The following is a 22,389-nucleotide window of genomic DNA, read 5'->3' as shown; positions in this document are numbered from 1 at the left end:
CCAAAAAACAAGTGTTGATTTTTATTTGAAACCAAGTTTTATATTTAAGCGCAATTGGAGTTTCTATCGGAGCTCTGGTGTTGCAAAAATGGGAGGAGAAACAGTGAAGTCCGTACTTTTCAACAGCTTGGTTGCCTGTACCGCGCTCGTCGCCGTGTCAGAATCAGCTGCGGCGCAAGATTATGGAAGCTTTCCAGGCGTAACGATCGACGCCAAACTCATCGGCGGCCAACAGTACGAGGCGCTATATGGGCGCATCGCGGACTGGGAGGCATTGACCGGAGCGAAGGTCAATATCCTTTCAAAAAAGAGCCACTTTGAAATCGACCGCGAAATCAAATCTGACATGGCGGCCGGCACGACCGATTGGTGCGTCGGCTCAAACCACAGCTCATTTGCCCCGCAATATGAGGGGCTCTATACCGATTTGAATGCCTTGGTTTCACCGGATATTGTAGCCGAGTTCGTTCCCGGAAACATCGGTGCCGCAACAGTTGGCGGTGAGTTGCTGATGCTGCCACGCGCCCAGTTCGACGTGTCGGTGCTCTATTATCTCAAATCGAACTACACCGATCCGGAAAAGGCGGCTGAATTCAAAGCTGAATACGGTTATGACTTGGCGGTGCCGGAAACATGGGAGCAGGTCAAAGATCAGGCGATCTTCTTTGCTGACCCACCTAACTTCTACGGCACCCAGTACGCTGGCAAGGATGAAGGCGTCGTCGGACGTTTCTATGAAATGCTGATTGCCGAGGGCGGTCAATACTTGAACGATGACTATTCACCTGCGTTCAACTCCGAGGAAGGCGTTCGCGCGTTGCAATGGTTTGTTGATCTGTATCAGGCCAATGCCGTACCAGCGGGCACCACATCCTATGTCTGGGACGATCTCGGGCAGGGATTTGCTTCCGGCACGATCGCTCTAAATCTGGATTGGCCAGGCTGGGCAGGATTCTTCAATGACCCTGAATCATCGAAAGCTGCGGGCAATGTAGGCGTTGCGGTGCAACCCATGGGTTCTGCAAAACGCACGGGCTGGGCGGGCCTGCACGGTTTCTCGGTAACGAACGACTGCGCGAACAAGGAGGCAGCGGCTTCATTTGTGATGTATCTTACAAGTGAAGAAAGCCAACTGGCCGAGTCCTCAGGTGGCTCACTTCCAACGCGCACGGCAGTCTGGAATGCAAATCTGGAAACAGCAGCCAACGGTGACGATGCCTTCCGCGCCGAAGCACTTGCGGCCTTTGCTGAAGGGGCCAAGCATTCATTCGCCGTTCCCCCGATCCCGGAATGGGGGGAAACGACGAATATCGTGTTCCCTGAACTGCAAGCAGCTATTGTAGGTGACAAAACTGCTCAGCAAGCGTTGGATGACGCAGCTGCAGAGGTTGACGAACTGATGCAGGATGCGGGCTACTACTGAGCCTCCCAGTAACAATCAGGCGGGGTGTAATCCCCGCCTGACCTGAATTCCGACAGATTGAGGGTCGAAATGCGCCGCCGCATTCCCGAGTGGTTTGTTCTGCTAATGCCTGCGTTCATTGTTATCGCGGCAGTTGTGCTCATCCCACTTATCTTTTCGCTATACTCCAGCTTCACGCCCTACAAATTGACACGGCCATCAACGCTTTGGACGTGGATCGGCGAAAGAAATTATGAACGTATCCTAACAGATTGGAAATTCTGGGCCGCCTTCGGGCGTACAATCCTTTTTCTGACCATTGCATTGAACCTCGAGCTCATCTTCGGCTTGGGCATTGCGCTGATGGTTAACAAGGTAACCTGGGGTCAGAGAACGCTGAGAACGGTTCTGATGTTCCCGATGATGTTCTCGCCCATTCTTGTGGGCTTTCAGTTCAAGTTCATCTTCAACGACAATGTCGGCCTGGTTAACAATGTCCTGCAGTCCCTTGGATCCGACGCTGCATTGCCGTGGCTGGTTGACGGAAAACTGGCAATGTTCTCGATCCTTTTTGCCGAGATCTGGATGAGCACATCCGTCTTTGCAATACTCATCCTCGCTGGGTTGTTCGCAATGCCGCGAGATCCGCTGGAAGCGGCTAAGGTTGACGGTTGTACGCCATGGCAGAGCTTCCGACACATTACCCTGCCGTTCCTGATGCCATTTATCTATATCGCGATGACAATCCGATCTTTGGATGTGGCGCGGGCCTATGACATCGTGCAGATCATGACCGGAGGTGGCCCCGCGCGCCGGACTGAGCTTCTTTGGACATTAATGAGCCGCACGGGCTATGTGGATGCGAAGATGGGTCTGGCCAATGCTATGGGCTATGTCTCGATCCTGCTTTCGATCGCCTTCACGATCTATTTCTTCCGCAAACTCAGCGCGGCGCGTGCTGAACTGGGAATGGGGGCGTAATCGATGGATCGCAACCAAGCTCATCGAAACCGCCGCCGCATGCTAAAGGGCCTGCATTTCGTCGGCCTCTTTCTCGTGATGTCCATAATCTGCATTCCCGGGCTCTGGATCATCCTGAATAGCTTCCGGCCGACGGTAGAAATCATGGCGAAACCACCGGTGTGGAACCCGAGCTTCACGCTTGACCACTATCGCGCAATGTTCGGAGGTGCAGGTCAGGGCGGGGTCCCTGTCTTCTCGTATCTTTGGAACTCGATCGTGATCTCGGTGACTTCGACGGGAATTGCAGTTCTTATAGGAATGTCTGGCGGTTATGCATTTGCGCGTTACAAATTCTCCGGAAAGTCAGGTTATTTCGTTGGCCTCATGCTGTTTCGAGCAGTTCCCGGAGTGGCCCTTTCCCTGCCCTTGTTCATCGTATTTGCCAAGGTTGGAATCATCGACACCCATTTCGGGCTGATCCTCGTATATGTCGCAATGAACGTGCCTTTTACCATTTGGTTGACCGATGGGTTCTTCCGGCAAATCCCCAAAGAGCTGCACGAGGCGGCCGAGATCGATGGGTGCACCCGTTGGCAGGCCTTCTGGAAAGTCGAGTTTCCGGTGGCCCGCTCGGGTGTTGCATCGGCGGCGATCTTTGCCTTCCTGACCTCGTGGAACGAGTTTGCGCTAGCGTCGCAACTGACTCGGTCAGTGGGCTCAAAGACCATGCCGGTCGGCTTGCTGGATTTCACTGCCGAATTCACCATCAACTGGGGCGGCATGTGTGCTTTGGCGGTTCTTATGATCCTACCCGCGCTGATCCTCACCTTTATCGTCCAGAAACACCTGATAGCCGGCCTGACCTTCGGCGGCGTCAAAGGATAATAGAATGACAGAAGTTACCCTTTCCAATGTGATCAAACGCTATGGGGAACATCAGGCGGTTCACGGCATTGATCTTGAAATTCGTGACGGTGAATTTGTGGTGTTGGTTGGGCCGTCGGGTTGTGGCAAATCCACGACGCTGCGGATGATCGCCGGGCTTGAAGACATTTCAGGTGGCGAGGTCTCGATCGGTGGGCGGGTTGTGAACGATCTGCCCCCACGCGAGCGTAACATCTCGATGGTGTTTCAGAATTATGCCCTTTACCCACATATGTGCGTGCGCGAGAATCTGGGTTTTTCGCTGCACATCGCAAAACGCCCCGAAAGCGAGATTACATCAGCGGTTAACGAAGCGGCTGCAATTCTTGGCCTAGAAGAGTTGATGGACCGCAAACCAGCCGCTCTGTCCGGTGGTCAACGCCAGCGTGTCGCCATGGGTCGTGCCATCGTTCGGCATCCGGACGTATTTTTGTTCGACGAGCCTCTCTCCAACCTCGATGCAAAGCTGCGCACGCAAATGCGCGTGGAAATCAAAAAACTGCATCAGAAAGTCGGGAATACGATCATCTACGTGACCCATGATCAGGTCGAAGCCATGACGCTTGCTGATCGGATCGTTCTGATGCGTGATGGCCATATCGTACAGGTTGGCACGCCGTTAGAGTTGTTTAACGCGCCCGTGAACACCTTTGTTGCGACATTCATCGGGTCACCACCGATGAATTTGCTGGATGGGGTGGTAACAGAAAACAGAACTGTTCGGCTTATCGATGGTCAGGAACTCCCGATACCTTCGTCGCCGCGGGAAAGTGTGCAGCCGGGCCAGAAGGTCAAATATGGTTTCAGGGCAGATAATCTGAGCCCTGTGGGTCACGGCGTATCTGACGAGGGCGAGACTGCGGACATCGCCCTCAGGATCGATCTTTCAGAACCGCTTGGAACGGAGACTTTGTTATTTGCGACGCTCGCGAGCACTGAAATCCAATGTAAGATGCTGAACCCGCGCCCCGTTACGTCAGGCGAAACAATGACCTGCCGATTGGCGCTTGAAAAAGCACACATCTTCGACGCTCAAACCACCCAAGTGATCCGGAGCAACTGAAATGGCGAAAATCACCCATGTAGAGATCAAGATGATCGATCTGGTGCCAAAGGTTAAACGGGTCGATGCGATCCAGTCCTTTGTAAGTCAGGAAACCCCGATTGTCATTGTGCATGACAGCGACGGCGCGAAAGGGGTCGGTTACACCTACACGATCGGCACCGGTGGACCCTCGGTCGTTGCCCTGCTGGAAAAAACGCTTGCGCCCGCCTTGATAGGAAAAGATTCCGAGCGTTTTGAACAGATCTGGCGTGAGCTTCTATACCTCACTCATGCAACGGCAGTCGGCGCAATTACATCGCTAGCACTGGCTGCGATCGATACGGCACTTTGGGACTTGAACTGCTGCAAGAAGGGCCTGCCCTTGTGGAAGGCTGCCGGTGGGGCGAAAGACAAAATGCGCCTCTACACGACAGAAGGTGGTTGGCTACATTATTCAACATCAGAACTTGTTGAAAACACGCTCGCGGCAAAGGAGGAAGGTTTCAAAGGTTCCAAAATCAAAGTCGGCTCGGAACTAATTGCGCAGGATCGAGCCAGATTGGGGGCTGTGCGTGAGGCCGTGGGCAATAACTTCGAAATTATGACCGACGGGAACCAGAGCTTTAGCCTGTCGGAATCAATCCGCTGTGCACGCATGCTGGAAGAACTGAACATTGCGTGGTTTGAAGAACCCATCAAAGCAGATGATGTCTCGGCGCATGTTGAACTTGCCCGACATACCAGCGTTCCTGTTGCCGTTGGTGAAAGCATGTACTCGATCAGCCAATTCAAGGACTACATGCAAACGGGTGCAGCTTCGATCATTCAGGTGGATGTCGCCCGGATCGGGGGCATCACCCCGTGGCTGAAAACAGCACACATGGCCGAAGCTTTCAACATCGCCGTTTGCCCCCATTTTCTGATGGAACTTCATCTTCCTTTGGTATGTGCTGTGTCAAATGCCACCTGGCTTGAGCATATCCCCCAATTGGACAGTGTGACCAAATCTGGCATGCAAATGATAGACGGGCACGGCATTCCATCCGAGGCTCCCGGGTTGGGAATCGATTGGGATTGGGATGCCATCAAGGCCATGGAACTGGTCTCGCACAACGTCAAAGATGCAGCGTGAGAGGAGTTCGACACGTGCACCGGATGGGAATGATGATCGGGATCAAACCCGAGATGATAGATGAGTACAAACGCCTACACGCCAACGCTTGGCCTGAGGTTCTGAAGCAGATCCAGCACAGCAATATCCGCAATTACACCATATTCCTGCGAGAACCGGAAAATGTTCTTTTTGGATACTGGGAGTATCACGGTACGGACTTTGCTGCAGATATGGCCGAGATGGCCAAGGACCCCAAAACTCAGGAATGGTGGACCCAAACCGATCCCTGTCAGTCACCGCTTACCTCGCGAAAAGAAGGTGAGCAATGGGCAATGATGGAAGAAGTATTTCATACGGATTGAATGATGAAAAATTACAGACCAACGAACCGTTTGGAAGGAAAGCGCATCCTGATCACCGCGGCCGGCCAGGGTATCGGCCGCGCATCAGCCGAGCTGTTTGCCTCCGAAGGCGCAAACGTTATCGCGAGTGACATCAATGACGCGACGCTGGCCGAATTGAATGGAATAAAAGGAATTGTTCCACTCAAACTTGATGTCACCGATGGCGCGGTAGTTACGGCTGCTGTAGCTGATATGCCCGCTCTTGACGTTCTGTTTAACTGCGCCGGTTACGTTGCAAGCGGTTCCGTTCTTGACTGTACCGAAGAGGATTGGGACTTCAGCTTCGACCTGAATGTCAAAGCCATGTACAGTTTGATCCGGCTGGTGCTGCCCGGCATGATTGAAAATGGTGGCGGGTCGATAATCAATATGTCTTCGGTTGCATCTTCGTTGAAAGGCGTACCGAACCGCTTTGCCTATTGTGCATCGAAAGCTGCCGTGATCGGCATCACTAAATCAGTCGCTGCCGATTTTGTTACAAAAGGGATCCGCTGTAACGCCATTTGCCCTGGCACGGTTGACAGCCCCAGCCTGCACGATCGGTTGCGAGCGACTGGGGACTACGAACAAGCAATGACAGATTTCATAGCACGACAACCGATGGGCCGGATCGGATCCGCCGGCGAGATAGCCGAGCTCGCACTGTATCTTGCTAGCGACGCCAGCAAATACACATCCGGTCAGCCATTTGCCATAGATGGCGGCTGGACCATCTGATCGAAGAGGATAGCGATATGAGACTATTACGTTTTGGCCCCGCCGGTGCCGAAAAACCTGGCTTGCTAGACGACAACGGTGCCATTCGTGACCTGTCCCATTGGATCAGCGATATTTCTGGCGATGCGTTAAATGATGAAGGCTTGAACAAAATTCGCGCCCTTGACCATGAGACACTTCCGCTGGTGGACGGTGATCCAAGACTGGGCCCTTGCGTTGGAAATGTCGGGAAATTCATCTGCATTGGCCTGAACTACGCAGATCACGCCGCCGAAAGCGGCATGTCTTTGCCCGACGAACCCGTCGTGTTCTTCAAAGCGACCTCGGCTATTGTCGGACCCGATGACAATATCGAAATCCCGCGCAGTTCGATCAAAACCGATTGGGAGGTCGAATTGGGCGTCGTTATCGGGAAACAAGCCAAATATGTTTCTGAAGAAGAAGCACTGGAATACGTAGCAGGATACTGCGTCGTGAATGACCTGTCGGAACGCGACTTTCAGTTGCATCGGTCAGGTCAATGGGTCAAAGGCAAATCGGCAGATTCTTTTGGCCCGATCGGTCCTTGGCTGGTAACCAAAGACGAAATCGCCAACCCGCAAGATTTGCCGATGTATCTCGAAGTCAACGGCCATCGTTTTCAAGACGGCTCCACTAATACAATGCATTTTGGGGTTGCGACCATTGTTTCGCATCTTTCGCAGTTCATGTCGTTGCAACCCGGTGATGTGATTTCAACCGGTACACCTCCGGGTGTGGGCATGGGGCAAAAACCCGAAACGTATCTCAAGCCGGGTGACAGTATTGAACTGGGAATTCAGGGCCTTGGTGTCCAGCGGCAACAGGTCATTTCTGGGTAGCCGTTAGGCGAAACAACATGGCACAAACTGACTTGCATACAGCCCGAGGTGATTTAGTAGGCCGCTTGTCGGCTCCTGAGATTGGACCACAAATTGTTGTTCTGAGGGACGGCGAGGATTACGATATCACGTCCCGCGACATTTCAACGATACAGTGTCTGTTCGAACTACCAGTTCCCGCTGTGTACGTCGCCACGATCTCGGGTAATGCGAGTGCAAACCTTGCCAATCTTGGGGCTGTGGGTCTGTCTGCCAACAGTCGCCTAACCAAAAGTCATTTTCCTGCCCTCATTGATCTGCATTCGATCAAAGCCGCAGCCGATACTTTTGCCAGATCCAAGCCGGGATGCAATTTTCCTAAGGACGTAATTGAGTGAACTGCAATGCAGAATAACGAACCTGACGCAGCTGGCCATAGGCCGCACCGAAACGTTTTGCGCTTGAATGAGCGGGACAATGTGGTCATTGCCCTGCGCGACATTGCTGCTGGTGAAGCCGTACCGGAAATCTCTGAACCGCTGCCAAGCGCTGTTCCCAAAGGTCACAAGATCGCCACCCGATCAATCGCAGTTGGCGAATACGTCTATCGCTATGGTCAAATCATTGGTCAGGCGACAAAGGACATCGCGATTGGGGAACATGTTCATGTGCAGAACCTTGGAATGGGCGCACATAAACAAGACCATGCGTTTGCGTCAGAAACCAAGCCGCTGCCCGCCTTAGCCGATGCACGACAATTTATGGGGTATCACCGGTCTGACGGAACGGTTGGCACGCGCAATTATGTAGGCTTGATTACAACGGTCAATTGCTCGGGATCAGTCGCGAGATTCATCGCAGAGGCCGCCGAAAGAAACGGGATGCTGGACGCCTACCCAAACGTCGATGGGGTCGTGCCCATCGTGCATGGCACCGGATGTGGGATGTCTGCAACCAATGAGGGCTATCAAGCACTGTTTCGAACATTGTCCGGCTATGCTCAACATCCGAACTTTGCCGGTATCCTGCTGATCGGGCTTGGCTGCGAAGTCATGCAGCTTTCGGAACTGGTTGGGGGAAAATCGATCCGCGCTGATGGAGCTTTGCGCTACATGACTATCCAGAACGAGGGTGGCACGCGCAAAACTATGAGGCGCGGATTGAAAGAACTGCAGGGAATATTGGAACTCGCCAATTGTGTGACACGTGCGCCCGCCCCGGTGTCACATATCACGGTCGGGCTTCAATGTGGCGGGTCAGATGGGTATTCTGGGATTACGGCAAATCCAGCCCTGGGACATGCGTCGGACCTGCTGGTTCAACACGGCGGCACAACGATTCTATCCGAAACATCCGAAATATACGGGGCTGAGCATTTGCTGACGCGTCGCGCCGAAACGGTTGAAATCGGAGAAAAACTGATCAAGCGGATCAAATGGTGGGAGGACTACACGGCGCGGAATGGCGGCGAGATGGACAACAATCCCAGTCCCGGCAATAAACGGGGTGGTCTGACAACCATACTGGAGAAATCTTTGGGCGCAACGGCCAAGAGCGGCACCGCTCCGTTGCGCGACGTCTATGAATTTGGCCAGAAAATCGACAAAAAAGGATTTGTATTCATGGACAGCCCAGGTTTCGATCCTTGCTCGGTCACCGGGCAAGTGGCTTCGGGAGCGAACATAGTTGTATTCACGACCGGCCGGGGATCTGTTTCGGGTTACAAACCAACCCCTTGCATCAAACTTGCGACAAACTCGGAAATGTTCGCCCGTATGTCAGAGGATATGGACCTTAACTGCGGCGACATTGTCAGCCATGATGTCTCAATCACCCAGAAAGGCGAAGAGATACTCGATATGATTATCCGCGTCGCGAGCGGGGAAAAAACCAAAAGCGAAGAACTGGGTTTTGGTGGAGCAGAGTTTGTACCATGGCAGATCGGTGCAGTGATGTAATCAGAGCAACCAGAGCTGTATACCAAATGAATGAGAGCCAAGGGCGTTGGCTCACGTTCCACGGCCCAATTCTACACGGTGATCATGCATCAAATTCCACCCGGTCAAGACGGTGTAGATCAAAGGCTTTGTTTAATTAGTTAGACGTACAGGCGTCTGTGGCGGGCTTCTGGACAATTCTATTTTGCATGGAATGCGGGCAAGTTCCGCGCCGTTGCCTGCCTGCACCTGACGGAAAAGGATGCCTGATCCGAATGAATCCTGCGTTTTGTGCGGACCGTAGGCTTCGGGCGCATCTCGCCACTTTAATCCATTGCGGTTGATGAAGATAATCCCGCCTAGTATCCTTCTATCATCGCCCCATGGTCTGCCGTGCGACTTCGGGTAAAATGCGGAAAACTTGGCCATCTGCTCATCGGTCAGTTGGAAAAGGTCGCTTATATCACCACTCCATTTTCGAGTCGTGAATCATGCAGCGCGTTGAAAATCAATGCATCCTGACCCTAATAGCTTCGGCAAAATTCAGGTGGTCAGGAAACTTTTAGTAGTGAGCGATACACTTGAACTATAGCCTTCGCCTCGCTCTCAATTCTAAAATTCTGTTGGACATGGCATCTGGCAGCACGGCCTTTGACCGTTAGTTTGTCGCGGTCTGAAAGCATTTCTCTAAGCGCGTCAGCCAAAGCCTCGGCATTGGCCTTCTCCACCAGCCGTCCTGTCTCGCCATCTTCAATTTGGGCATTAAAGGCGCCTACCCCATCGCAAGCAATGACGGGAACACCTGAAGCCATTGCTTCCAAAGGAGTCAGTCCAAATCCTTCGTGCCGAGCAGGCGCAACAAACAAGTCCAGTGCACGGTATAATTCGACAAGTTCGCTCCATGGGCGTTCACCTAAGAAGTGCACACGCTCCGCCAAGCCGGCTGATTGCAATTTTGTCTCTTGCTGTTGTTTAAACTCGATAAACTCTTTTGTTGTACGACCTGTGAATACAATTTCGACATTTGGAAACGCAGGCAGCACTTCAATGGCTGCGTCCACCAATAGGTCGACACCTTTTTGGGGGCGAATACGGCCGAAGCAACCAACCAATGTACAGTGAGGAAGTCCAAGTTTGTTTCTTAGAGCTCTTTTATCATCCTCAGGATGGAACAAGTTGGTGTTCACACCATGCATAATGACTGTTGCGGGATGATCTAGGAACGATGCAGCCTGAGGAGTTGTTGCGATCAGTGCATCCATTTTTGATATCAACCATTTGGTGTAAGCAGAATGATTGCGTTGGGCTGCTGACGTAAAGAGTAGTTTGAAGTTTCGCCGGAAGATTGTTGTCAACACCAAGCCCATCAGCATTTCAGCATTTCGACGCGCGTGCCAGACCCGCTTAACATCGCGAGGCAAAAACAATGTTCTCCAGAGCCTTATATGTGGGATGTCCTTCGGAAGACCCGGTCCAGTCGCACGAATGCCGATCATCTCTTTTTGAATTGGCAGTAAGCGGACAATGGTTGTTGTCACCCCCGAAAGACTTCGCTTCAGATTGGGCGCAATGACCTCAAGATTATGCACTCTACGCTCCTGCCTGAATCTGCTTCAGAGATGGTTGCTATATTTTGGGCAATAAAGCGATTCATTAGGTCGATGACAAGAGCGAGCGAGCGGCGCCCCGTATCTATTTGACACAGCCGTAAAAAGCCCCACAGGACGAGATATTTTTTATTGTCAGCTATCGTCAGTTTTTTGGGTTCTGTCGCAAAATTCGCCCCTACCTGTCAGATCGAACACAGTTCTGGTTACGCATGCTGACATGACAGGAGCAGACCGTGACTATCTTTTTTTTAAACGCGCATTTTCCGAAAGACGTGATCCTGCACGCGGTTTTCTTCTACCTGCGCTACGGTGTTTCATACTGGGATCTAGAAGAAATCATGGCGGAACGCGGCGTCGACCATGATACACAACGCTAAACCGCTGTGTCGGTCGGTATGCAGGCCTCATTGCTGAAACAGCGCGGTATGAAAAGCGTCCCGCAGACCGTTCGTGGCGCATGGATGTAACATTTTTAAAAGTGAGGGGCGGGCGGGTTTATCTTTACCGAGCAATCGAAAAACACGGTAAGATTCTGGATTTCATATTGTCCGAGCGCCGGAACAACGCCGCGGCGACGAAGTTTTTCGCCCGCACGCTCGCGGTGAACAGGTTACCACGCAAGATCGCCATCGACAAAAGTGGTGCCAACACAACTGGCATCAAGGCGATCAACAAGATGCTCAAGAGCTTTGGTTGGGGTTTGCTCCGGCTGGGGACAGACCCCCACTTGCGAAGGATCGGTGCCAGGACCTTCACCGAAGTGTTCAACGCAATTGGGGAAATTTGCGAATTGTGCGATCCGGCTGAGTGCTGGAACTACTTCAAGGCTTCCGGATATACCTCAGGTTAATCCCGAAACGCTTTAATACCGACAGCGCGGCACGCTGACTGCACGTCGCTGCCATCCGCAAGCTTCAACTCAATCGCACGCAGCAGCTTCAAGATGTCTTCGTATGAGTGTCGCTTTCTCGCCATCTCAACTCCTCCATTCTCAGCAACATTAATGGCCCAGGTTTAGGGGCTAGGATAAACTGCATCGTTGCAATTTTGACCGCGGGGCAGCTGGTCATTCGTTTACTTATCCAATCAGTGTCATTTGGAAAGTGCCAGCAACACATTGCGAGCTACGCCCAGCTTGAGAACACCTCAGGTGTCTTAATGTCAAAGAAGTGTTAAACACTAGCTGAAGTATTGTGATTATTAATGTTGAAAGATGAACGTCTGATGCTGACGGAAATTAAGCGCTGGAACGCATTGCTGGTTGCCTTTTTATTTCTTGTATCGACACTGCTCTTGTTACGCCGTCTTGTTTACTTGTCCCAAGCTGGCGGTGGTGAATTTCAGCATGCTGACTGGTTGGTGAACTACTCCAGCGGAATAGTTCGTAGGGGCATATCGGGCGAACTCTTCCTGTTTATTTCCGAACTGTCACATGTAAATCCACTGATTCTGGTCAGCACAGTTCAGGCTGTTTTGACGGTGTTGATAATTGCGGTCCTTTTTGCAAAAGGTCTGTCACTGAGAATGCCCGATGTGGTCGTAATCTTGTTGGTTAGCCCGGCACTTGTGCTGTTCTGGGTCAACGATTCCACCGCAGCTTACCGAAAAGAACTATTGGGGTTGGCTGCGTTCCTGCCTTTGCTGTTTCCCCGAAGCAGCGGTTCGGTGGGTGTGGCGACTGTCGTGACCCTCTATGGCCTGTCGGTTTTCTTTCACGAAGCCAATTTGTTTTTAGTTCCAGGGCTAAGCGCGGCGCTTTATTTCCGTCTTGGAAAACAAAAGTCGATAGGGCCGATTGCGATCTTGTGGCTGATCTCGCTGGCGGCAGCTGTTTTTTCGGTGATCTACGTCAGTGTCCCGGATACCGATGCCATGTGCACGCGCTTGTTGAGCGCTGGATTGATTGATCGATTGTGTGGTGGAATATTTCCATGGCTGGTAGACGGATTTGGCGGCACGACTTCAGCGGTGAAGGTTATCGTTCTGGTTCGTGTGAACCTTGCAGTCGTAGCGCTGATGATCGCGCTGCTGCTGTTGTCCTGTCTGTGGATCGCGACCCGAGTTCTGAATGGGTGGTTCGAATGGGCGTTGTTTCTAGTCAGCGCCGGAACCCCTTTCATGCTGTATCCGATCGCTACTGACTGGAGCCGTTGGTTGTCGATGCAGGTATTCGTTATGACATTTCTGTTGTTGGTTTTGGCGGAAACACGCAAAGCCATAAACTTGCCAGTGCACAGGGCAACGTATGTTGTGGTTTTGAGTTTCAGTCTACTTGTAGGAATTAGTCATATAGCGCCAGAGCCAATCGAAGGTTTCGTTTTCCAATTCGTACATGCTGTAGGAGTCGTCTTAGGATGAGCCCGCCTTCACCTGAGTATCAACTGTTTTTGTATTGCGGACATTAGGCGCAGGTTCGATTGATTGTAGCAGCGCGAAGGGTTTCAGTAGACGGCCATAAGTATTTTTTTATGCATTTGTTGGCGGCTAGGGTAGAATCGGCAAGCATTTCTATTGTGGGATGACTCGATGCCTGGTCGCAAAGTACTGTTTGTTGAAGAAAAACAGCCAAATATGGCCCGTGTATCCGAGCTGCTGCAAGCCTGCGCCAGCCAAAGCCAATGGGCGAACCGGGGACCTCTATATCACGAGCTGCGTGCGCTTTGTATTGATCATGTTGGGTTACCCGAAACCTGGGATGTCGTTCCATTGGCCAATGGTGGTATGGCTTTAGAGGCGCTGGCAGCCCTGCAATCGTACCGCGCAGGCCGCCGCATGAAATGGGTTGCTTCGGCATATACATTCCAAAACCTTGGACGGGGATGTTTCGATGATGTCCTGTTTCTCGACTGTGATGACAGAGGCCTGTTGGATCTGCACGCGCTCGAGGCGTTAGATCCGGTCACTTACGATGGTATCATCGTGACCAACCCTCTTGGTCTATACCAGGACTTTTCGGATTATTCAGCGCTAGCGCGTCGCCTGTGCAAACGGCTGCTGCTGGATAACGCGTCGGGGTTTCACACAAAACTTCCGAATGTGCCATGGCAGGCGATCAGCCTTCATCACACAAAACCCTATGGTTTGGGCGAGGGCGGTTTGGCGATCCTCCCAAAAGATCAGGCGGCCCATCTGGTCGAATTGACCAGCTATGGCTTCGATTTGGCCGACAGTGCCTTTTGGGTGGGCAATTGTAAGATATCAGACGTCGCCTGCGCCTTTTTGATCGACCGTATCGAAAGCGCTGGAACCTGGGGACCACCTTCGATTGAACAACGTGATCGGGTGATTTCGATCGCGACAGGTCTGGGTTTGAAGCCGCTGCATACGCCGGTTGCGAATATTCCAATGACCAGCATTCCCTTTCTGGCATCCGATCATGTACTTTATGAGCAGATGGCGTTTACCCGCCATCTGACTTTCCAGAAATACTATGTACCGGCAGCCCCCCGACCCAATGCTGTTGATATCTTCAACCGCGTCGTGAATATCCCTTGCCATAAGGATGTGGCCAAAGTGAACGACGACGAGATACGTGACGATATCCAGAGAGTCTTGGCTCAATCTCGTCCAACGGAAAGTTGTCTAGGTATTGTCAGATGAACTTGACTTGGGATGTTTCGATAGCTCGGGTAACCTCTGGTGTTAGCTGATCGCAATTTGGGCGACCACTTTCGAAAAAGATATGGACAAGGATATCCATACCTGCGGCCACCAAGACTTCTTTCCCATCTAACATTTCGTTTTGTCGGCGAAATCCCGTTTAAAATTGTTCCGCAATGTCGTGCACCTGCGGGTGCGAGAAATCAGCAAACAAGCGTGCCAAGACAAAGGTATCGACATCTTGAGCGCATCCCCAGTGAGCTATTGTGTTTTGCTCATCGTGTCTGATTAAGCACGACGAGAGCTTCAAAATGCAAGTGCGAGGTAGCAAGAGGTGCAATTAAACTGCGAACTGGTACACGATTACGAAGCTAGTAGTTGAAGGATGGTGTAGTGGACACACAAGCGTTCTGTTCCGCCTCTAGACTGGCAAGTGAAATATGGATGGCTGTTCCACCACCCCCCTTGCAATGAGTTCAGAGACCGATAAGCTATTCTATTTGTATTCCTAGTGGGCCATCTCGTTGATGAGGGATTAGCAGTTGGTCACTATAGTTTCGACAAAATACCGGACATGATTTCTTGATTTACCCTAGCAAGCCAAATGAACTCATCCTGTTGCCGGTGTTGAAGGCCCACCGCGGTCCTGGCGGAGGGCTAGTTCTAACACAAAAATACCTCGATGGGGCAGCCGAATATGCAAAGCACTGGGACGGTGAAGTAACAACTCTTGCTGAAGTTTCTCCGACCGCCTCTTCCGACATGGATCATGTCGAAGTTCACCTTGACCAAAACCTGCGTACTCGGGTTGAAGAACGACCCAAAGCATTGGCTGATTTGGTTCAGCGTATAACTGGAGCGGGGGCCGTCGTTGGTTTTCTTGACCCGAGTCAAGCAGAACTGACGCGCCAGTGTTTTTCTCGTGGGATACCCGTGATTCACGTGTGTGAGTATACGTTAAAAACCGAATTTCAGATTATTGACGCTACGCGGGCAAACTTTTTAAGAAAACTGCGTCGAAAAATATGGATCTGGAATGCAGAGCGTACCCGAAGGGAACTGCTCGGTTTCGTGGCCGGACTGCAATGCAACGGTGTGCCAATACATGATGCGTACAGACCCAACCGGCCTGATGCGTTTGTGTTTTTTGACAATCGGGTCCGCAGATCAGACGTTGCAAGTGACGACGACCTTGCAAGGAAGGCGGAAGTATTGCGCTCCGCAAAACCACTTCGCCTGATCTTTGGCGGGCGCTTTGTTCCGATGAAAGGGGTACTGCATCTACCGCGCGTAGCGCGCGGACTTGTCGACCGTGGTATCAACTTCCAGTTTCGCATCTATGGATCAGGGCCGGAGGAAGCCCGTCTTGTCGACGCGATAAGGCGAAATGGCGTCGAAGACTGGGTCACAATCCACCAACCTATGGATTTTCTATCTGGTTGGGTTCCATTGCTCAAACGCGAGGCAGATTTGTTCGTCAGTTGTCACCCACAAGGTGACCCCTCAAGCACGTATTCAGAGGTAATGTCCTGCGGCGTGCCTATCGTCGGATTTGCAAACGAAGCTTTCATGGGCATAGCATCACATGCTTGCAGTGGGTTTGTCAGACCTTTAGGTGATACCGAAAGTATGGCGGAGCAGATAGCAGTACTTGATCGCAATCGCGAAATGCTGATTGAATCCGCATATCGTGGCCGAAACTTTGCTCGCGAACATTGCTTCGAGAAGACTTTCAAGCGTCGCGCGCACCACTTCGCCGAGGCAGCAAAATCGTGGCGACGTAGCAGAACTCGCTAGGCTCCAGACTCATTGATTTACAGCCAGAATAGGACTGTAGCAGCGAGAGCGATGGCCGAGAGGAATACCTTTGGGCATCGGTCATAGCGCGTAGCAACCCGGCGCCAGTCTTTCAAACGTCCAAACGTAATCTCGATCCAGTTGCGGCGTTTGTAGCGACGCTTGTCGTACCGTACAGGTTTATTGCGTGATTTGCGGCTCGGGATACAAGGTCTTATTCCCCTGTCATTAAGGGCTTCGCGGAACCAGTCGGCGTCATAGCCTCGATCTCCCAGCAGCCAGTCAGCCGATGGCAGACTGTTCGCCAGAGCCCTGACGCCCGTGTAATCGCTCACCTGCCCAACGGATATGAAGAAGCGGATGGGGCGTCCCAGACTGTCAGTAACAGCGTGCAGTTTCGTATTCATACCACCCTTGGTGCGCCCTATCAGCCTGCCACACCCCTCTTTTTCAACCGCGGGCTGGAAGCCGTGCGGAGCGCATTGAGGTATGTTGCGTCAATCATGATGGTTTTATGATCTGTTCCCTGCGCAGCCAGCCCGTTCATGATCCGAGCGAACACACCCATATCGCTCCATCGTTTCCAGCGATTGTACAGTGTCTTTGGCGGCCCACATTCGCGCGGCGCATCGGACTAACGTAACCCATTGCGATTGATGAAGATAATTCCACTCAGAACGCGTCGATCATTAACCCTCGGCTTACCATGGCTCTTTGGAAAGTAAGACTGAAGCCGCGCCATCTGCTCGTCAGTCAACCAGAATAGATCGCTCATGTTATGCCCCTGAAACTCACGGATATGAATCACGCAGGCCGGATCACGGCAACCAAATTATTAGGTTCAGAACCTAACAATCAACTTTGACCAGTCAGATGAGGCTGCTCACATCCAGTTAATGCCCTTCGGGGCTCCTTTCAACGAACTAGGAACAAATCGTTGACAAATTACTGATGTATGAAAAATCTTGTAGTCCAAATATGATGATGAGCTAGGATCATTTTTCAGTCTGATAGTGTCAGTAAGATATAGGTTAAAGATGGAAACAGAGAAACATGGCACATTGCTTTTGTACGCCCCTGCCCCCCTTTATTCCCAAAATGACACTCTGTTTGCAGAGGATCAGGCTTTGAATGGTCTGAGACTTTGGGCGAAATCTTTTGAGCGCGTCATGGTGATGATGCCGCTTATGAAAGGGACCCCACCTCAAGGTTGGAGTTCGATAGAAATCAGCAAGCATTTGCTTGATCGGGTTGAGATTATCCCAATGCCGGAGGCCTTTCGTCCGGATCAGTTTTATAGACAATTACGCGCAACCAGACGCCGAATAGCAGGGTATATCGCTCAAGCCGACTATCTCTCTTTCGCTATTGGCGGTCTGTTCGGTGATTGGGGATTAGTATCTTGCAGCGTTGCGGTTCAAATGAACAGACCGCATGCTGTTTGGACAGATAGTGTACACTCGCAAGTAGTGTGGAGGACACGAAACGAAGGAAACTGGCGTAGGCGCCTAATGGCACGTGTGACTTACCTTCCGATGGTGGTGTACGAGAGGAAAGCAATACGCCAAGCGAACCTCGGCCTTTTCCACGGGCGTGACACGTTCGAAACCTACAAACAATATTCGATCAACCCGCAGATTGTGCACGATATTCATTATAGCGCTGAAGACCATATCACAGAGACAGCATTAAACCGTAAGATTGAGGGCGCCCAAAGTGGTCCGATTAAAATAGTCTATACGGGCCGAGCTGAAGAGTTAAAAGGGCCTCTGGACTGGATAGAAGTTCTGGAAAATCTCGCCTCGGATGGGATAGATTTTCAGGCTACGTGGCTGGGCGGCGGATCGCAGATGTCGCGGATGAAAGAGCGTATTGCCCGGAGCGGGCTGTCGGACAGGGTTCGAACGCCTGGGTTTGTCTCAGATAGAGAAGAGGTCTTAAAGGCAATTCAAGAGGCACATATTTTCCTATTTTGCCACAAAACACCCGAGTCCCCCCGTTGCCTGATCGAAGCTCTTATTTCAGGCACGCCATTGATTGGGTATGATAGCGTATACGCTCGAGATCTCGTGGATGTCCATCAGGGTGGAAAATTCGCTAAAATCGGAGAAATTGATAAGCTATCAAGTCTTATCGAAGAGCTCGAAATAGATCGTACCTTCCTCGCGGACCTCATCACCAAAGCAAAACTGGATGGCGAGCCATTCGACGATGAAGCGGTTTTTATCCATCGCAGCGATTTGATCAAAAAGCACCTACCCGTTAATCCATGAAGCGTCTTCACGATTGGGATTTGGATCACTTTCTCCTTTCTATACAATTCTGAAAAAGCCCACCATTTTTTCCAATGATGGGCCTTCATAATCACAAAAGCAGAGAAATTGTATCTGCGTTTAGCTCGCAGAGATCAGATATCGAAGACCTCAATGGTGACGGTTGCTTCGGTCAACTGCCCGGAGGAATCCGCAACCCAGTAATCGAAGCTATCCGTTCCCTCATAGCCGAGATCTGGCTGATACAGCAAACTGCCATCTTCCTGCACGTATACGTCACCATGCTCAGGGTCAGTGAAACCGCTGACATTCAGCACCGCATCTTCTGCATCAGAGTCATTGGCCAGCACGTCAACCAGGATTCCCTGACTCATGTTGGTGGAAAAATTGTCATCCCGTGCATCCGGAGCTGATCCACCCAGATTGATCACACCATTATATCTGGCACCGTTTGCGGCATTGTTGATCATCCAGTTGTTGGCCAGCTCTTCATGGGTCATTTCCAGCGTCACAACGTGAGTGATCCGGGTCAATTCACCAGTGGCGCGGTCAGCGAGGAAATCGTCGATCAGAATGACGTTTCGGCCATCTGGCGTGGAATAATACCCCTCTTCCGAGATGATGTGGATGATATGATTATAGAAATCGAGCTCCAGTGGATCCTGAGACAACACACGATCGCGGGTTCCGATCGAGTCCGTCTTGATCCCGTCGAAACTGAAGCTCTCACCCACTGCAAGGCTGGTGTCGCCATTGTGGATAAACTCCATCCGACCAGGTGTGAGATCATCTGATGTCAGCAATTGATGCTGGTTCGGATTGAAACCATAAAGATCAGTTCGGTTGTTGATGCCTTCATAATCAATAATGATGTGGGCGATGTCTTCATCCGGAACGGTCCAGTGCGGATCCCATTCCATGTCAACACCTCTGTCAAAGCCTTCGACACGCAGACCATTGAACACCATATCGGTCGTGTTGCTGCCTAGAAGCACCCCATAATGCGTGACATCGCCAAACCGCTCGGTCGTGTTGATCAGATCAAAGTCTATCAGCGTGTAATGCGATGTATAGCTCAGATTTACCCCGTTCGCGGTCTCCCAGTTCAGGAACCCGTCAAACACAGATCGGATTTCATGCGTCTCCTGCCAAGGCATGTCTTTGAGAACGATAATGCCTGTGTTTGTTCCAAAGGCTTCATTGTCACGGAAACCCTGAATCGGAGCATAGTTGTTCAGAATCTCATCTTGACCATACGCGATCTCGGGGTGATCCAGGTTTGCAGAGTCAGGATTCTCTTTGCTGTTGCGATGCATCCAGACGAAGCCGTTATTGGTGTTCGCCGCGACGTTTTCAGCCGCTTCCACCAGACGTCCGGCGAAAAAGAAACCGTCTCCAGTGTGGCCGGTGTCCTGCGCGGCGACGCGCGTTGCGTCTTTGACGTTCCAGTCACCCCAGTTAGTACCTTCGACGTTGATCGCCATATTTCTGAGCCAAATACCGGTTTCATCCCCGGCTTCTGCCGCGAAGGCTGCACCAAAAATGTCGAAGGCGACGTTATCGGTGAAATTCGCATTACTGGAGTGGTGCACAAAACCCCAACCCGGAGAGCCATCAACAACGTTCCCGACAGCCATTGCCGGATCATCTGGGTCCGACGTACCGGTTCTGTGGAAATGAAGCGAATAGCGTCCCTGAATATTGCTGTCTGGCTCTACAACCGCCAGATCCGCTGTGCTCTGAACGGCGAGGAAAGATTTATCGGTACGACCAAGATCCTCGAACGCTGCGTAACGCACATCGACATCATCGTTATGCATAAACATCACGTGCCCGCGATGATGAGTTTCGGTGGCGTCACCATCCTCGCTCGAGATCGTGATGTTGCGTGACATGTTCGAGACGTAAGCGAACAGATCTTCGCGCGGAGTATCATGATCATACTCCAAAGGAGGTTCAAAGATAATCTGGTTGCCGTTGATCGCCGTGATCGTCAGTTCTTCATCCTGAGGCTCGACATAACCCTCTATGGTACTGGAATGGCCCCTCTGGTGCGTGCCAGTAAGTACAATTTTGTCGCCCACTTGCCAGCCATCGGGCACCTCAGACAGAGACAAACTAGTATCTCCAGTCATCGGTGCTTCAGAGACATTCAAAAACGCGTCTTTCTCAGCGCCATAAATCTCAACCTGGCCGTGCGAAATCACCCCGCGCGACAGCAAGGATGGATCCCAGTTGACGTCGATATCACCATTGTTGGCAATGACAATGTCGACATTCACATTCGCCGCAATCGGATTCTCGGCGGTGCCAATTTCAAGCCGGCCCGATGTATCAACCACCAATGTGTCGACAACCATGCGGCTATCAATATCGGTTGCGAATGAAAGCTCACCATCGACACGAACCGTGAACAACGAAGCATCACTTTCGCCATTATAACGGACCGCAATGTTTTTCGGGATCAGAACATTGGCCCCTGCATCCGGTATTCTACCTTCGTGCCATGTATTGGGATCGAACCAGTCACCATCAGACACCGCCACATGCGTTGCCTCTGAGCGCGGAACCAGGTCCAGCAATTGGCCGTGTTCCACCATCCTGCTCGTGTCATCGCCATGCGCATGCGCATTCGGTTCGGCCATCACCGCTTCAACGAAAGCATCATACTCTTCCGGGCTGGTCGGTTCCGGGATCGTGCCCGGAATGTTGGCACCGCCGTGGTCCACTTCGTCGTCGCTACCATGACCGCCATGGTCACTGTGGTCGGTTCCGTCGGTGGTATCGTCGGTGGTATCAGTGCCATCCGTGGTGTCGGTACCGTCGTGACCGCTATGATCCGTACCATCGGTGGTATCGGTCCCGTCTGTCGTGTCAGTACCGTCATCACCGCCCTGGTCCGTTCCGTCTGTGGTATCGGTGCCATCTGAGGTGTCAGTACCATCGTGACCGCCGTGGTCCGTACCGTCCGTGGTATCGGTGCCATCTGTGGCATCGGTACCGTCGTGACCGCCATGATCCGTACCATCCGTGGTATCAGAGCCGTCCGTGGTGTCGGTACCATCTGTCGTATCGGTACCGTCGTGCCCGGAATGATCCGTATCATCTGCACCGTTTGCCGGTTGCGTCAGGCTGTCGCCCGAGATAACTTCGGTCGCCCCGTTTGTATCGGGACCGCTCCATTCCAATCTGAGGACCTGTTCGCCCCAAATCTCGAAATACCGGATTTCGATGTCGTGTTCGCCCGCTTCCAGATCAAGTGTGACCGGGACGGTTACGCCAGCATGGGCGCCGTCATTGTTGATCACCTGCTCACCATTCAGATAAAGCGCAGAGCCATCATCAGACGTTAGATAAATCGTGTAAGTTCCGGCCGCTGCCACATTCAGTGTGCCAAAATAACGCGCCGCGAACTCATCATGCACACCGCTCTCCCAGAAAGGGTCATTTGAGCTTTGGAAGTTCAGTTCAGAAACGGAACCAGTGGCATCAGGCGTCGCATCGAAATCGATATCCGCAAGGCTCCAAGCCGCTGTTGGCAATACGAAATACTGAGCGGCAAGACCTCGATTTTGCGTCGCCTGATCGTCCGTGGTGTCGGTACCATCATGCCCACCGTGATCGGTGCCGTCTGTCGTATCGGTACCGTCTGTGGCGTCCGTACCATCCGTGGTGTCGGTACCGTCGTGCCCACCGTGATCGGTGCCGTCTGTCGTATCGGTACCGTCTGTGGCGTCCGTACCATCCGTGGTGTCGGTACCGTC

At 52.0% G+C, this 22,389-nt stretch carries 17 protein-coding genes and 3 pseudogenes; 15 read left to right on the top strand and 5 right to left on the bottom strand.

The window, feature by feature from the left end:
• The first annotated feature begins 103 nt into the window (after positions 1-103).
• From AC2FI7_RS10305 to AC2FI7_RS10260, 10 genes are all read left to right on the top strand, one after another.
• Positions 104-1,423: an extracellular solute-binding protein gene (locus tag AC2FI7_RS10305; RefSeq protein WP_010441265.1), complete on the top strand. Its 1,320-nt coding sequence runs from the start codon at positions 104-106 to the stop codon at positions 1,421-1,423.
• Positions 1,424-1,492: 69 nt separating this feature from the next.
• The gene (locus AC2FI7_RS10300; protein WP_010441263.1) at positions 1,493-2,383 is read left to right on the top strand and encodes a carbohydrate ABC transporter permease; all 891 of its coding nucleotides are present in this window, start codon (positions 1,493-1,495) and stop codon (positions 2,381-2,383) included.
• A 3-nt stretch (positions 2,384-2,386) separates the two neighbouring features.
• A complete protein-coding gene (locus tag AC2FI7_RS10295; RefSeq protein ID WP_010441261.1) occupies positions 2,387-3,250 on the top strand; it encodes a carbohydrate ABC transporter permease in 864 nt (287 codons plus the stop codon).
• A 4-nt stretch (positions 3,251-3,254) separates the two neighbouring features.
• On the top strand, positions 3,255-4,352 hold the full coding sequence (locus AC2FI7_RS10290; protein WP_010441260.1) for an ABC transporter ATP-binding protein: 1,098 nt from the start codon (positions 3,255-3,257) through the stop codon (positions 4,350-4,352).
• 1 nt (position 4,353) lies between these two features.
• Entirely contained in the window at positions 4,354-5,466 is a 1,113-nt protein-coding gene (locus tag AC2FI7_RS10285) for a mandelate racemase/muconate lactonizing enzyme family protein (protein ID WP_010441257.1), read from the top strand.
• 23 nt (positions 5,467-5,489) lie between these two features.
• Entirely contained in the window at positions 5,490-5,810 is a 321-nt protein-coding gene (locus tag AC2FI7_RS10280; protein ID WP_010441250.1) for an L-rhamnose mutarotase, read from the top strand.
• Positions 5,811-6,569 (top strand): SDR family oxidoreductase, encoded by a 759-nt coding sequence (locus tag AC2FI7_RS10275; protein ID WP_010441248.1) that lies wholly within the window; start codon positions 5,811-5,813, stop codon positions 6,567-6,569.
• A 17-nt stretch (positions 6,570-6,586) separates the two neighbouring features.
• Positions 6,587-7,429: a fumarylacetoacetate hydrolase family protein gene (locus AC2FI7_RS10270; protein ID WP_496816124.1), complete on the top strand. Its 843-nt coding sequence runs from the start codon at positions 6,587-6,589 to the stop codon at positions 7,427-7,429.
• Positions 7,430-7,446: 17 nt separating this feature from the next.
• A complete protein-coding gene (locus AC2FI7_RS10265; protein WP_496816123.1) occupies positions 7,447-7,806 on the top strand; it encodes a hypothetical protein in 360 nt (119 codons plus the stop codon).
• 6 nt (positions 7,807-7,812) lie between these two features.
• Positions 7,813-9,366, top strand: coding sequence for a UxaA family hydrolase (locus AC2FI7_RS10260; protein ID WP_010441242.1), 1,554 nt, complete (start codon positions 7,813-7,815; stop codon positions 9,364-9,366).
• Between the two features lie 264 nt (positions 9,367-9,630).
• Here AC2FI7_RS10260 and AC2FI7_RS10255 read toward each other — a convergent pair.
• Positions 9,631-9,807: pseudogene (locus tag AC2FI7_RS10255) on the bottom strand (transposase); the annotation flags it as partial.
• 89 nt (positions 9,808-9,896) lie between these two features.
• Positions 9,897-10,934 (bottom strand): glycosyltransferase family 4 protein, encoded by a 1,038-nt coding sequence (locus AC2FI7_RS10250; protein ID WP_496816122.1) that lies wholly within the window; start codon positions 10,932-10,934, stop codon positions 9,897-9,899.
• 254 nt (positions 10,935-11,188) lie between these two features.
• On the opposite strand from AC2FI7_RS10250, the pseudogene AC2FI7_RS10245 reads away from it, so the two are divergent.
• Positions 11,189-11,649, top strand: a pseudogene (locus AC2FI7_RS10245) (IS6 family transposase); the annotation flags it as partial.
• Between the two features lie 152 nt (positions 11,650-11,801).
• On the opposite strand, the gene AC2FI7_RS10240 reads toward AC2FI7_RS10245, so the two are convergent.
• The gene (locus AC2FI7_RS10240; RefSeq protein ID WP_010441235.1) at positions 11,802-11,930 is read right to left on the bottom strand and encodes a hypothetical protein; all 129 of its coding nucleotides are present in this window, start codon (positions 11,928-11,930) and stop codon (positions 11,802-11,804) included.
• Positions 11,931-12,179: 249 nt separating this feature from the next.
• On the opposite strand from AC2FI7_RS10240, the gene AC2FI7_RS10235 reads away from it, so the two are divergent.
• The 3 genes from AC2FI7_RS10235 (at position 12,180) to AC2FI7_RS10225 (ending at position 16,352) form a co-directional block, all read left to right on the top strand.
• Positions 12,180-13,313, top strand: coding sequence for a hypothetical protein (locus tag AC2FI7_RS10235; RefSeq protein ID WP_139056602.1), 1,134 nt, complete (start codon positions 12,180-12,182; stop codon positions 13,311-13,313).
• Between the two features lie 168 nt (positions 13,314-13,481).
• Entirely contained in the window at positions 13,482-14,555 is a 1,074-nt protein-coding gene (locus tag AC2FI7_RS10230) for a DegT/DnrJ/EryC1/StrS family aminotransferase (RefSeq protein ID WP_496816121.1), read from the top strand.
• Between the two features lie 582 nt (positions 14,556-15,137).
• On the top strand, positions 15,138-16,352 hold the full coding sequence (locus AC2FI7_RS10225; protein ID WP_010441229.1) for a glycosyltransferase: 1,215 nt from the start codon (positions 15,138-15,140) through the stop codon (positions 16,350-16,352).
• Between the two features lie 17 nt (positions 16,353-16,369).
• On the opposite strand, the pseudogene AC2FI7_RS10220 reads toward AC2FI7_RS10225, so the two are convergent.
• Positions 16,370-17,127, bottom strand: a pseudogene (locus AC2FI7_RS10220) (IS5 family transposase).
• A 262-nt stretch (positions 17,128-17,389) separates the two neighbouring features.
• On the opposite strand from AC2FI7_RS10220, the gene AC2FI7_RS10215 reads away from it, so the two are divergent.
• The gene (locus tag AC2FI7_RS10215) at positions 17,390-18,625 is read left to right on the top strand and encodes a glycosyltransferase (protein ID WP_010441225.1); all 1,236 of its coding nucleotides are present in this window, start codon (positions 17,390-17,392) and stop codon (positions 18,623-18,625) included.
• A gap of 134 nt (positions 18,626-18,759) precedes the next feature.
• On the opposite strand, the gene AC2FI7_RS10210 is transcribed toward AC2FI7_RS10215, so the two are convergent.
• Positions 18,760-22,389 (bottom strand): Ig-like domain-containing protein (locus tag AC2FI7_RS10210; RefSeq protein WP_496816120.1); only part of this gene is annotated, 3,630 nt, incomplete at its 5' end.

Source organism: Ruegeria sp. YTSA064 (assembly GCF_059610325.1).
This window is presented reverse-complemented; position numbering and strand designations above follow the sequence as displayed.